Raw genomic sequence first — 12,310 nt, forward strand, 5'->3', positions numbered from 1 at the left:
CCTCGCGTGGTGTCGGGGCGTCCGGCTGGCCGATGACCTGGGTACGGTTTCACGGGAGCAGGCCGTCGACGCCGTCCATGGCCGAATATGGAGGTCAGCGGTGAGGAGTCGACACGAACCGATGCGGTCGCGCCGCGCAGACGTCGGCGCGACCCGGGCTGCGGCAATCCACATGATCGTGCTCCCCGGCGGCGGGTACGCGGAGCACGCGGCACACGAAGCGGAGCCGATTGCCGGCTGGCTCGGTGGGCTCGGCATCTCGGCGAGCGTGTTCCGGTACCCGCTCCATGCGCGCCATCCCGAGCCCCTGCTGGCGCTGCGGGCCGAGATCCGGCGCCGCCGCGAACAGGGCGCCGAGCGCATCGGTCTGACCGGGTTCTCCGCAGGAGGGCACCTGGCCGGGCACGCCGCGCTCGCACCGACCGCCGACCTGCGTGAATCGGTCCAGTTCGCCGTACTCGGGTACGCGATCACGTCGATGGAGACCGAGACCTACCGGCCCTCGCGGATCATTCTGCTCGGCGAGGACGCCTCACCGCACCTGCGGCGTGAGACATCGCTGGACAAGCTCGTGACCGCCCAGTCACCACCGTTCTTCCTGTGGCACACCGCCGAGGACATCTACGTCCCTCCGGAGCACACCTACCGCCTCGCCGCGGCCTTGGCCGTGCACGAGGTCCCGCACACAGTCCATGTCTTCGCGCACGGCCCCCACAGTCTCGGGCTCGCCCAAGGGGCCGGCGACGCGATGGCCTGGACCACGTTCGCAGCCTCCTGGATCGCCGAACAGATCGACGCTCCCGCCAGAGGCACCGCGAACTCGCACCGCTGACGACAGGGGCAAACGCCATGAACATCAACCTGGACACGGCCCAGACCTTGGTCGAGAGGGCCCGCGCCCGCGCGATGGCGATCGGCGTCCCGATGAACATCGCCGTCGCCGACGGCGGCGGACACCTGCTGACGTTCGCCCGAATGGAGAGATCATGACCAGCGCAGCGCTGACCGGGAGCGCCCTGTGGACGCGAACCGTCGACGGCCTGGCGATCCGCCACCTGGATACCGGCGAACAGCCGGGGCCGACGCTCCTCATGACGAGCCCGTGGCCGGAGAGCCTCCTCGCGTTCCGCCGCATCTGGCCGCGCCTGGCGCCACTGGGCCGGCTGGTGGCCGTCGACCTGCCCGGATTCGGCCACTCGGAGGGCGCACCGAGCTCTTCGCCCCCTCCGCGATGAGCGAGTTCCTGCACGCCCTGATCGGCGAATGGGGCCTGGGCGCCCCGCACGTGCTGGGCCCGGACGTCGGCACCGGCGCGGCGCTGTTCCTGACCGCCCGCCACCCGGAGTCGGTGGCATCGGTCATTCTCGGCAGCGGTGGGGCGGCGTATCCGCTCGACGTGTCCGGCGCGCTCGCGGACATCATCGCGGCACCGGACCTCGGCTTCCTCAAAGACTTCGACGCCCGTGCGTCGGTCGGCGCGGCGGTGAAAGCGGGGGCGCCAAAGCGCGAGGAGCCCGAAGTGTGAGAGGACTACGTGTCCGCCTACGAGGACGGACGCTTCGCCGAGTCGGCTCGCTACGTCCGCGCATACCCTGCGGAACTCCCCGTCCTCGGAGACCTGTTGCCGTCGATCATGACGCCCGTGCTGGTGATGAACGCCGAGCACGACGAACTCGTACCGCCGTCCAACGGCGTCTACCTGCACGACCGGCTCCCGAACAGCCGCCTCGTCTCCTTCGACTCCGGTCACTTCTCCTGGGAGCAGGCCGCCGCCGCATACGGCGCGACCGTCGCCCGGTGGCTCAACGAAGAGCACGCCAAGGTGGCGGAAGCGTGAAGGCCCGACGGACAAGGGGAGTCAGCCTGCACTGCACTGCAAGCGGGGTTCACCGCTGTCGCGGCCACCGTTGCGGCGGCTGCCATGACGGCGTTCGCGATCGGCCCCGCCGCGACGGCGACCGCGCCGGTGTCCACGCATCCTGATCCACTACGACCTCGCCGCCGACGAGCAGCCCGAGATCATCGCCGCTGAACCGGGCGGCGCTTTCGACGTGGTGCCGGCCCGGGCTGTCAAGGTCGAGCAGATCACACACCGCAGGGCGGTCGGCACCTGCCGGCATCCCTTCCCGTCCCCGCCGGCGGCGGCGCGCACACCCCAGCACCCGGCTACGCCGTCGCGACAGGTGGTCCGGGTTGAGGTTCGTCAGGACGACGTGATGAAGCGCAGGGCTAGGCCGGGGGCCGTTGTCCAGTAGGTGACGCGGGCACCGTCGTCGAAAGCCACCCGGCCGGGCAGGTCGAGGTTGATCGGCTCGCTCACTTTGCTGCCGAGGTCGGGGCCCTGGAGGCTGAGGGGGATGGTGTTCGTGTCGTACGTATCCATGCCGCCGCCGCTGGCGAGCAGGGCTGCGTACGCCTTCTCACCCGGAGCGAGGGTGGCGGGCGCATCCGCGCTGTCCTTGATCACGGCGAAGGCTTCCCTGGCATAGGCGAACTTCAGGTAGGGGTAGTGGTAGACGTTGCACCTCTTGTTCCCGGTGTTGGTGACGGTGAGGAGGAGGTGCCTGACGCTCTTGCCCTCCTCGTCCTCGTTCGTGGCGGAGAACGCGAGGTCGCCTTCCGCACACGCGACAACGGCGGTGGGTGCAGTGGGGGACGGCGCAGTGGGAGACGGCGCAGTCGGGGACGGCACAGTCGGGGAGGCAACGGGCGGGGCCGGGCGCCGATGGGACTCCGGGCCGCCGAGGGCCATGGTCAGGCCGAACACGAGGGCTGCGGCCACTACGGCGGTGCCGCTCGCGACGGCCGTGTGTCGGCGGCGCCGACGGGAGGCGGCCCGGCGGCGTACTTCCGCGCCCGTCGTGGGGGCGGGCCTGCCAGCGCTGTCGGCCAGCTCGCGCAGGGCGGAGGAGAGGTCATCAGCCACGGTCATCCTCCTTCTTCTCGCCACTCCCGCCCGCTACGCCGACCTCGTTCGCCGGCAGCAGCTTGGCGAGGGCTGCACGGCCGCGGGAAAGGCGGGCCTTGACCGTACCGGCCGGGGCGCCGGTCTCGGAGGCTACCTGCTCCACGCTGAGGTCACACAGGTGGTGCAGCACGATCGCCAGGCGCTGGGGCTCCGGAAGCTGTCGCAGCGCCGCGACAAGGGCGACGTGCTCGGGGTCGGGGCCGGGGGCGTGACCGGGCAGTGGGGTGTGGCGTATCAGCTCCAGCCACCGTCGCGCCCGCCGCCAGTGACTGACCGCGAGACGCATCGCGACGGTGCGGATCCAGGCTTCCGGGGCCTCGGTGGCAAGGAAGTCACCCCGCCGGTCCCAGGCACGTATGAAGGCCTCTTGGACAACGTCCTGGGCCTGGCCGTGGTCACCGGTGAAGGAGTACACCTGGCCGACGACCCGCGGGAACGCCGACGCGTAGAACGCGTCGAACTCGTCCTCCGTCATGCCGCCCCCATCGGTCCAAAACTTTTTTCGTTCCGCATGCAACCCCGTGACTTCTGGCATGCGTACAGGTCGTGTAAATCGAAGCACACCACAAGGGGGCTCCGTTGACCAGGGGAAACAAGGTAACCAGCAATGCGGCGGTCGTGGCCGCTCTGGGTGCGCTGCTGCTGGCGGGCACGGCATGCGAGTCGAGCGGGGCCGATGGATCGGACGACTTCAAGCCCTCGGACCGGCCGAGCGCGACGAGCTCGCCGAAGGCGGGTGAGACGGCTTCGGCGAAGCCGGGCGGCGGTTCGGGAAACACCGGCGGCGAGGCGAGTAGCAGCAACAGCGCCGCCGTTGTCGCGTGTGCGGAAGGCGACCTCGCGTTCTCCGCCACGAACGAGGACGAGGAGGGCAAGAGCGTCAGGCACCTCCTCCTCACCGTCACCAACACCGGGAACAAGAGGTGCAACGTCTACCACTACCCCTACCTGAAGTTCGCCTATGCCAGGGAAGCCTTCGCCGTGATCAAGGACAGCGCGGATGCGCCCGCCACCCTCGCTCCGGGTGAGAAGGCGTACGCAGCCCTGCTCGCCAGCGGCGGCGGCATGGATACGTACGACACGAACACCATCCCCCTCAGCCTCCAGGGCCCCGACCTCGGCAGCAAAGTGAGCGAGCCGATCAACCTCGACCTGCCCGGCCGGGTGGCTTTCGACGACGGTGCCCGCGTCACCTACTGGACAACGGCCCCCGGCCTAGCCCTGCGCTTCATCACGTCGTCCTGACGAACCTCAACCCGGACCACCGCGCTTCCGTGAAGGCTCCGCCTGCCGCACACTCCGAGTCCCTGTCCACGCCAGAGCAGCGGAACTCCTTCGCTGATAGCAGTCGGGACCGGCGCCGGGGTTGGGCCTTCACGGAAGGGCGGGCAGAACCCAATTGGCGCGCTCAGGGGCAGCGACCGGCTTACGCGGCAAGTCGGCGCCGCCTGTCGGCGGAGTGTCGGTATCCCGGCCGTGGCGGTCGGTGGTCTATGGGCGATGTGTCGGTTCTCGCTGGAACCGTGGATGACAAGCCGCTCCCCTTGGAGCGGCCGCAAATCGCCTCGTCCTGCCGGATCAAGGGAGCCTCCCGTCATGTCGCCAACGCCCTCCACCCCGCCCTGGGATGTTCACCGGCTGCCGCGTGCCGAGGGCAGCGTCTTCCTGGTCACCGGTGCCAACGCGGGCATCGGGTACTTCATCGCAGAGCAGCTTTCCGCGACCGGAGCCACCGTCGTGCTGGGCAGCCGCAACCCGGAGAGAGCCGAAGCCGCCATGACCTCTATCCGCTCGCGCGTGCCCGGCGCGGAGGTACGCGCCATACCGCTGGACCTCGCCGACCTGCCGTCGCTCAGCGCAGTGGTGGAATCCCTGGAGGTGAATGCCCTCGATGCGGTGGTCCACAACGCAGGCGTCGCGTTCGACGACCCGCCGCGTCGCGAGACAGGAGACGGTCATGAACTCATGTTCGGTACGAATCACCTCGGACACTTCGCGCTGACCGGCCGACTGATGCCGCTGCTGTCGGCCGCACCGGCGGCACGTGTCGTGACCGTCGGCAGTTTCGCGGCGAAATCGGAACGGCTGGACCTGGACGACCTCCAGTCCCGGCGGGACTACCGGGCCAAACGCACCTACGGACGATCCAAGCTGGCACAGATGTACTTCGGGCTCGAACTCGGCCGCCGCCTGCGCACCCTCGGCAGCTCGGCGGAGAGCGTGGTGGTCCACCCCGGCGGCGCGCTGGACTCCCTCACCCCGTCACGACCACCGGTCCATGTGCGAAGCGTCGGCGCGCGGCTGCGCACGGCACCCGCCGCTCTACTCGTCCAAGGCAAGCACGCCGGCGCATGGCCAGCGGTCCGAGCGGTGCTCGACCCGGCCACGCGCGGAGGACAGCTGTGGGGACCACGTCTCTTCGGTCTGCGCGGTACACCTCGACAAGAAGCGGTATGGAGTCATCTCGCCGACACCGCTGTCGCGGCGCGGTTGTGGGACGCCAGCCGCAACCTGACCAACGTCGACCCCGCCAATCTGCGCGGATAGGCCAACCGAGCAGGCCGTGGACAACTGGCGTGCTCAGAGTGGCCAACCGGGGGTTCTGGATCGTTCTTCCGTGAAGACCAGCCTGCCGCTGGCCGCGATTACTTCGAGCGCGGAGCCCCGCGCTGCTCAGGTGACTGCCTGGTATGGACGCGGGCCGTCCTTCTGGCGCAGTCATCACGGAAGCGCGGCCAGCACCGGGCAGGCAGGGACAGACTCTCGGGCTCCTTAGCCGGCCCGGCGGGTGGGCGACTGTGGGAAGAGCGCGGGCGGTCCGGCGGCTTCGCGCCGAAGGCGGAGGCGGAGGCTCTCGCCGATCGCGGCGTTCATGGCGGGTGAGCAGTGCGGCGTGAGCGTCCTCAGGCGGCCAGCCCTGCGTGACGGGAGCCGGGACAGCATTCGAGCGAGCGCCGTCGCGTCGGCCGGGCCGCTGAGCGGCCCGGCCCTTCAGCGGATCAGGCGTGGACCGGGCGCCATGGGGTGCACTGGCGCTCGCTGCCCTTCACGACGCACCCACGCAGCTTGTACGGGTGCCCCTCGGGCAGGTTGCCGGATACGACCTTCATGTAGATCGCCTTGTGGCCGCGCGTGGAGGCGATGCGGCCGGTGCTCAGCTCGGCCTCGACCGCCCAGCCGTCGGGGCTGATGTCCTTGGCGATGAGGGAGTCGCCCGGGATGTCGGGCGCGGGCTGCGGGTCCGCGTTCCACCGGACGAAGCCCATGTCGTGGCCGTCCCTGGGGCTGGTGATGTGGACTGTAAGCGACCCGTCCGCCGACATCGCAGCAAGACCCGAGACCCCGGTCGTGGACACCGAGACATCGATGTCGGACGCGAGGTCACCCGTCTCGTCGGCACTGGCGGTTCCGGCCCCGGCCGTGAGCGCCACGCCGACGAACAGGGCGGCCGAACCGAGGACCGCGCCGACGCGCTTGTGTATCGAACCCATGTTTTCCTTCGTTCCCGCGCGCGACGGCACGCCGCCGCACGCACGTTCTCCCGCCGGCTTCGAACATCGCTGGCGGTTAGTCAAGATCACTGTAGCCAGGCCCTGTTGGAAATCTACTGGCGGGTACCTATCGAGGCGGCACGTCCGGCGGGTGGCTTCCCCGATGACCGGGAACAGCGGGGTGAGCAGGCCTGAAGGTGCGCAGCATCCGGCCCGCGATGGTCACCGGTGCGGCCATGGCTTCGGGACGCTCGGGTTCACGAGTGCGCTCTTGCCCTCTTTCGTACTGTTCTCCACCCTGCTGCCGCCGCAGGTCTGCGCGGGTCTGCTGTAGCGGTGCTGAGGCGCGATCCAGACTTTTCGGAGTCCGGCGGTCTGAGGATGTCGAGAACGTGCCACCGGCTCCGTCCCAGGGACATCAGCGGCCACCACCGGCCGCACGAGGAACAAGGAGAAAACAGCATGGCGATTCAGCGGATGGACAACGTCGGCATCGTCGTAGAGGACATGGATGCCGCCATCGCGTTCTTCGTGGAACTCGGTATGGAGCTGGAGGGCAGGGCGGAGGTCGAGGGCCTCGTCGCCGACCAGTGCACCGGACTCGACGGCGTCCGCTGTGACATCGCGATGCTCCGGACCCCGGACGGTCACAGCCGGCTCGAGCTGGCGAAGTACCGCAGCCCCTCGGTGATCAGCGCCGGGCCGCGCAACCGGCCGCACAACATTCTGGGCACGCACCGGGTCATGTTCGCCGTCGACGACATCGAGGACACCGTTGCCCGCCTGCGCCCTCACGGCGCCGAACTCGTCGGCGAGATCACCCGGTTCGAGGACAGCTATCTGCTCTGCTACGTCCGCGGCCCGGAGGGCATCATCGTCGGACTGGCCGAGCAACTGCACTGAGAAGGAGAAACCGAACCATGCAGCCGAACCTGCTGGCCCGTGACGTGACCCGCCTGGGCTCGTAGGCCACCCCCGCCCGCAGCACGGCCGGGCCCGGCACCGAATTCGGGCAGCGAGGTGGTCAGCATTTGCTGGGTGGGGTGGCGACGAGCGTGTAGCGGACGGGGAGGGCGGGTCCGGGCGCGTTGTCGGCGCCCGGCGGCTGCCGTCAGCTGAACATGGCGGCGGCCGCGAGCCCGAGGTAGACCAGCGCGACGAGGTACCGGGCCCTGCCTCGGCCCGGCGCTGCGCGACCGCGCAGCCTTCTCCCGAGCGCGCCGGCGGTAGCCGCGTACCCCAAGTCCATGGCCAGCGCGACCGTGAAGGTGATCGCGGCGAGTATCAGCAGTTCCGTGCGGGTCTGGGCACCGCTGGCATCCTGGCTCACCCACTGCGGCAGGAAGGCCAGGAAGAAGAGCATGACCTTCGGGTTGAGGACATTGACGAGGATCCCTTCGCGGTAGACGCTCCAGAGCCTCCTGGGTACGGGCTGGGCCGAGTTGCCGGGCGAGCCGGCTCCGGTGAGGGAACGGATTCCGAGGTAGAGGAGGTAGGCGGCGCCGAGCAGGGTGAGGGCTTTCAGTGCTGCCGGTTCTGCGGAGACGAGGGCCGCGACTCCGAAGGCGGTGGCGAGGGCGTGTATCACGGTGCCGGTCTCCACCCCGAGTGCCGAAACCATCCCGGCGCCGGTGCCCTGGGCGACGCTGCGCGTGCAGATGTAGACGAGGTTCGGTCCGGGCAGGCCTACGAGGGCGGCGGACGCGCCCACGAAGAGCAGCAGCTGCTGCGGGTCGGAGAGGACGCTCATCGCCGGCCCGCTCCGAGCAGGGCCGGCAGCAGGGTCAGTGGGGGCGCGCCCAGGTTGAGCAGCGCCGTGTGGAAGCGCGTGTGGGTGAAGCCGGTCCCCCAGTGCCGGCGCGCCTGGTCACGCAGGTCGAGGATCGCGAACTTCCCGCGGGTGTAGTCGCCCGCCTGGGGGTCGAGCAGGCAGCGCGTGGCCTGCTGTGCGGCGAGTGCCGGGGGTGTGTGCGCCTCTGCTTCGAACCGGGCGGCCGCCTGTTGGTGGGTGAGTTCGCCGGTGTGCAGCCCGATGACGCAGGCCAGGCGTGTCAGGCGCAGCAGTGCGTCGCGGGCGACGGCCGCGGTGTGCCGGGGGTCGCCGTCACCGAAGCCCGCCTCCAGGGCCATCTCCTCGCAGTAGTGCGCCCAGCCTTCGCTGGTCGCGTACGACTGCAGGCTGCGGCGCACTTCACCCGGGACGTGGCGCAGGATCCGGCGGTGCGCCAGGTGTCCTGGGGCGACCTCGTGCACGGCGATGTTCAACAGCTGGTGGCGGCTGTACGTGCGCAGCCAGGCGTCGCGGTCCCGGGCCGGCCACTGCTCGGGCGGACGGCGGACCCGGAACCAGCCCGGACGGTCCGGCTCCCCCGGGGCGGCGGCCGTCATGGTCGCGACCTCGTGACTCTGTGACTCTGGGAGAAGGCCGACCCGGCACGTGAGGTGCCCGCCGGGTATCAGCTGGGTCCTGTCGGCCCAGTCGGTGACGGTCTTGACCGCCTCGCGGGTGGCGGCCAGCAGGCCGAAGGCGGTGGGGTGGTCGTCGTCCAGGTGGTGCAGTGTCGTGACCACGTCGGCGCTGGGGTCGATACGGCGGCAGGCCTCCTCCAGGAGCTGTGTGAGGCGGTCTCGTTCCGCGTCGGTGCGTACGGCCAGGCTCCCGAGGTCGACCTCGCTGCCTTCGGTGGCCGCCAGCATCCGGGTGAGGCCGTCCTCGCCCAGTACCGGTGCGGCGCGCTCGCCCCGGGCCGTTGTCCGCAGGTGGGCTTCGAGACGCGCGAGCGCTTCAGCGGCCCGCCGGTCTCGGGAGGTCGTCTCCTGTCCGGGGCGGGTCAGCTGGTGCCGCAGGCCCTCGACCGCGGGCAGGGCGGCGCGGGCCTGCTCCGCGGGGACCAGGTCGAGCGTGGTCACGGCGGCGGCCACCAGGTCGGGCCAGGCATCGAGGTGGTCCCGTCGGGCGCGCGCCCGCTCGGCCTGGGGCGCGTAGTCGTTCTCGTAGCCGCTCAGATCCAGGTTGTCGATGTGCAGGTACGGGTCCCGGCGGTGCATCTGGAGGTCGCCGAAGCGCAGCGACAGTGCGTACTCGAAGGCCTGGAGCGTCGCCTCGTCGAGCGGGTCGTGTGCCGGGGCCGGGGTGTGCGGCCGGCCGGGCTGCGGTGCGCTGGGGCGGGCGGCGGCGATGGCCGACAGTGCGCGGCGTATGCCTGCTTCGGAGAGGTCTTGGGGACGGCCGTCGTATTCGTGGCGTCCGGTGTCGTTGCGTGCGGCCGGCACGGACGCGTCGAGGACGGCACGGAGGCGGGCCGAGATGGCCGGGGAAATAGGGGCGACTGGATTGACTGGGGTGACTGGCGGCATCGGGGCGTTCTCCTCGGGGCGGATAAGGTCAAGTGGTAGGCCTGAGACCAGCCAATCCAGGATTGGGGCAGGCCACACGATCCAATGGGGGCCGAAGTGGACCTTTCGCGGAATCCGGAACGGCTGGTGGAGCTGTTGCCGGACGGGTGGGCCGGGAGCGGGGCCCTGTTCCGCGGGCTCGCCGCCGCGCTGCGCCACCTCGTCGACGAGGGTGAGCTGGCGCCGGGCGTCCGGCTGCCGTCGGAGCGCAGGCTCGCTGCCGCGCTCGCGTTGAGCCGCTCGACCGTCGTGGCCGCCTACGACGAGCTGCGGGCCGACGGCACCCTTGCCAGCAGGCGGGGCAGTGGCACCCGAGTGGCCAAAAGGGCGGGGGGCGGCCGCCGCTTGGGGCACGAACTGCGGCGGGGGCAGGCCGATTCGGTCTTCGCTCGGCTCTCTCGGGGTCCGGGCAGCGTGATTTCCCTGGCGTACGCCGCGGACGCGGGCGCGCCCGAACTCGCCGAGGCACTGCGCGACGTGATCGCGGACGACCTCCCCCACCTGCTCTCCGACGCCGGCTATCACCCGCGGGGGCTGTACGCGCTGCGTGAGCAGATCGCCGTGCACATCAGCGGGCTGGGGCTGCCCACCTCGCCCGACGAGGTGGTGGTGACGACGGGCGCCCACCAGGCCATCGCCCTGACCGCCCAGATGTACCTGCGGCCGGGCAGTACGGTCGTCGTCGAGTCCCCCAGCTGGCCCGGCTGCTTCGACCTGTTCTCCGCGCACGGCGCCCGGACGGTCGGTGTACCGCTCGACGAGGAGGGAATGCGGCCGGACCTGCTGGCCGCAGCTCTGGCCGAGCACGAGCCGGACCTGTTGTTCGTCATGCCGAGCTTTCACAACCCCACCGGCCGGCTGATGAGCGCGTCCCGGCGCCGCCGCATCGCCGAGCTGGCCCAGCAGCACGATGTGGCCGTCGTGGAGGACCTCGCCTATTCGGGGCGCATCGGCACCCGGGGCGAGCTGCCGCCGCCGCTGGGAGCCCTCGCTCCCCGGGGCGGTGAGGTACTGACCATCGGTTCACTGTCGAAGTCGGTATGGGGCGGGCTGCGGGTGGGCTGGCTGCGTGCGGAGGAACCCGTCGCAGCGCGGTTCGCCCGCCACAAGGCGCTGGCCGATCTCGGCACCCCCGTCCTCGACCAGGCCGTCGCCGTCCGGCTGCTGCCCCGCCTCGCCGAACTCGAGCAGACACAGGCCCAGTCCGCCGCCCGTCGGCTGCGCCACCTGACCGGACTGCTGGAGCAGTCGCTGCCGGACTGGAGGTGGGAGCCTCCCGTCGGGGGGTCGGCCCTGTGGATCGAGCTTCCCGAAGCCGATGCCGGCGCGTTCGCACAAGTCGCGCTGCGCCACGAGGTCGAGGTGGTGGCGGGACGGACCACCGATCCCAGTGGCCGCCACGACTCCTTCATCCGCCTCCCCTTCACCTACCCCCCGGACGTCCTGACCGAAGCAGTCCACCGGCTGACCCGGGCCTGGGCCGACTTCCGCCGACACGGCCCCGCCCCTGAACAGGAATCCCCGCTGGTCTGAGCCCGTTCACCGGGCGGGCCGGTCACGGTCACGGCGCGTAAGGTGGTGTCGACCAGGCGGCGCGCAAGCTCGCCAGGCGGGCAGAGCGCGTCCTTCCGGCCTGACGCCGTGACACCACGTCACGCAGCTTGGGCCGGACCCCCCCCAACCACCCCGCAACCCCAGACTGACATTCTCGGGTCCCGTACCTGGCCTGCGATGATGATGGAATGCCAGAGCCAGGGACCACTGCCGTCGTCATTGTCTTGCCCGATGCCGCCCCGCTCCTCGATGCGGCGTGGCGTATCGACCCGGCTCTCGTGCGTCGTGGGGTGCCGGCGCACGTCTCGCTCCTCTACCCGTTCGTACCGGAATCGGCGCTGACGGGTCAGGACGAGAAGGGCGTGCGTTCCCTGGCGGCGAGCTTTCCGGCAGCTGATCTGCTCTTGGCGGAGGTCGTGACGGAGTCCGGCTTCGTCGCCGTCACCGTTCCGGGACTCCAGCCGATCGTCGATGCGTTCCGCGCCCAGTGGCCCGGGTTGCGCCCGTACAAGGGCCGCTTCGGGGCGCGGCCCGCCGCCCATGTCACGGTCGCCATGGGCGCGGACGACCCGACGGCTGCCACCCATGTCCGCGCTGCGATCGGCAGCCTGCTGCCCCTGCGCACCCGTGCGGCGGCGGTCCAGCTGGTGGTGCTGACGGAGGAAGGCTGGCAGTCGCGGTTCACCGCGCCGCTCGGCGTCCCGGACGGGCCGTGAACACCCGTGCGATGCGTGGGCGCTTCCCCTGCACGTCATACCGGCGACGCGCCGCCCCCACCCCCCGGTGACCCGTTCGGCCGCCGCCGTCCGGGGCGGCGGCGGATCGCGTGGCTCGGTGGGCACGAGCGCGGACAAGCCCGTGGAGGTCATCGCATGGCGTCTTCCCCGGAGCACCGCGCGAG

At 70.8% G+C, this 12,310-nt stretch carries 15 protein-coding genes; 10 read left to right on the forward strand and 5 right to left on the reverse strand.

What is annotated here, in order from left to right; translation table 11 throughout:
• Positions 1 to 172 precede the first annotated feature (172 nt).
• From OHA89_RS01825 to OHA89_RS01845, 5 genes are read left to right on the forward strand one after another with little or no spacing between them, the layout of a single operon-like run.
• Entirely contained in the window at positions 173 to 832 is a 660-nt protein-coding gene (locus tag OHA89_RS01825) for an alpha/beta hydrolase (protein ID WP_406364981.1), read from the forward strand.
• A 17-nt stretch (positions 833 to 849) separates the two neighbouring features.
• Positions 850 to 990, forward strand: a complete 141-nt coding sequence (locus OHA89_RS01830; protein ID WP_266615635.1) for a heme-binding protein — start codon at positions 850 to 852, stop codon at positions 988 to 990.
• Positions 987 to 1,235 carry an alpha/beta fold hydrolase gene (locus OHA89_RS01835; protein WP_266615637.1) on the forward strand — a complete coding sequence of 83 codons (249 nt, stop codon included), beginning with the start codon at positions 987 to 989 and terminating at the stop codon, positions 1,233 to 1,235. The genes OHA89_RS01830 and OHA89_RS01835 overlap by 4 nt, the downstream gene beginning before the upstream one ends.
• Entirely contained in the window at positions 1,232 to 1,525 is a 294-nt protein-coding gene (locus OHA89_RS01840; protein WP_266615639.1) for an alpha/beta fold hydrolase, read from the forward strand. Before OHA89_RS01835 ends, OHA89_RS01840 begins: the two co-directional genes overlap by 4 nt.
• 9 nt (positions 1,526 to 1,534) lie before the next feature.
• Positions 1,535 to 1,837, forward strand: a complete 303-nt coding sequence (locus OHA89_RS01845; RefSeq protein WP_406364982.1) for an alpha/beta fold hydrolase — start codon at positions 1,535 to 1,537, stop codon at positions 1,835 to 1,837.
• A gap of 366 nt (positions 1,838 to 2,203) precedes the next feature.
• Here the strand turns inward: OHA89_RS01845 and OHA89_RS01850 are convergent, their stop codons facing one another.
• Together OHA89_RS01850 and OHA89_RS01855 are read right to left on the reverse strand one after the other, a co-directional pair.
• On the reverse strand, positions 2,204 to 2,926 hold the full coding sequence (locus OHA89_RS01850) for a DUF4232 domain-containing protein (protein ID WP_266615642.1): 723 nt from the start codon (positions 2,924 to 2,926) through the stop codon (positions 2,204 to 2,206).
• Positions 2,919 to 3,443, reverse strand: coding sequence for a SigE family RNA polymerase sigma factor (locus OHA89_RS01855; protein WP_266615644.1), 525 nt, complete (start codon positions 3,441 to 3,443; stop codon positions 2,919 to 2,921). The genes OHA89_RS01850 and OHA89_RS01855 overlap by 8 nt, the downstream gene beginning before the upstream one ends.
• Positions 3,444 to 3,547: 104 nt before the next feature.
• On the opposite strand from OHA89_RS01855, the gene OHA89_RS01860 reads away from it, so the two are divergent.
• Positions 3,548 to 4,213 (forward strand): DUF4232 domain-containing protein, encoded by a 666-nt coding sequence (locus OHA89_RS01860; protein ID WP_266615646.1) that lies wholly within the window; start codon positions 3,548 to 3,550, stop codon positions 4,211 to 4,213.
• Positions 4,214 to 4,564: 351 nt separating this feature from the next.
• Positions 4,565 to 5,515, forward strand: coding sequence for an SDR family NAD(P)-dependent oxidoreductase (locus tag OHA89_RS01865; protein ID WP_266615648.1), 951 nt, complete (start codon positions 4,565 to 4,567; stop codon positions 5,513 to 5,515).
• A gap of 452 nt (positions 5,516 to 5,967) precedes the next feature.
• Here OHA89_RS01865 and OHA89_RS01870 read toward each other — a convergent pair whose 3' ends face one another.
• Positions 5,968 to 6,459, reverse strand: a complete 492-nt coding sequence (locus OHA89_RS01870; protein WP_215145508.1) for a hypothetical protein — start codon at positions 6,457 to 6,459, stop codon at positions 5,968 to 5,970.
• A 462-nt stretch (positions 6,460 to 6,921) separates the two neighbouring features.
• Between OHA89_RS01870 and OHA89_RS01875 the strand changes: the two genes are divergently transcribed.
• Positions 6,922 to 7,362, forward strand: a complete 441-nt coding sequence (locus OHA89_RS01875) for a VOC family protein (RefSeq protein ID WP_406364983.1) — start codon at positions 6,922 to 6,924, stop codon at positions 7,360 to 7,362.
• Between the two features lie 208 nt (positions 7,363 to 7,570).
• Here the strand turns inward: OHA89_RS01875 and OHA89_RS01880 are convergent, their stop codons facing one another.
• Positions 7,571 to 8,209, reverse strand: a complete 639-nt coding sequence (locus OHA89_RS01880) for a LysE family translocator (protein WP_266615651.1) — start codon at positions 8,207 to 8,209, stop codon at positions 7,571 to 7,573.
• The gene (locus OHA89_RS01885) at positions 8,206 to 9,816 is read right to left on the reverse strand and encodes a DUF885 family protein (protein WP_406364985.1); all 1,611 of its coding nucleotides are present in this window, start codon (positions 9,814 to 9,816) and stop codon (positions 8,206 to 8,208) included. The genes OHA89_RS01880 and OHA89_RS01885 overlap by 4 nt, the downstream gene beginning before the upstream one ends.
• A gap of 96 nt (positions 9,817 to 9,912) precedes the next feature.
• Between OHA89_RS01885 and OHA89_RS01890 the strand changes: the two genes are divergently transcribed.
• Positions 9,913 to 11,388, forward strand: coding sequence for a PLP-dependent aminotransferase family protein (locus OHA89_RS01890; RefSeq protein WP_406364986.1), 1,476 nt, complete (start codon positions 9,913 to 9,915; stop codon positions 11,386 to 11,388).
• Between the two features lie 209 nt (positions 11,389 to 11,597).
• Positions 11,598 to 12,125 carry a 2'-5' RNA ligase family protein gene (locus OHA89_RS01895; RefSeq protein ID WP_406364987.1) on the forward strand — a complete coding sequence of 176 codons (528 nt, stop codon included), beginning with the start codon at positions 11,598 to 11,600 and terminating at the stop codon, positions 12,123 to 12,125.
• The last annotated feature ends 185 nt before the right edge of the window (positions 12,126 to 12,310 follow it).

The organism is Streptomyces sp. NBC_01546, from assembly GCF_045208355.1.
Classification (GTDB): Bacteria; Actinomycetota; Actinomycetes; order Streptomycetales; family Streptomycetaceae; genus Streptomyces.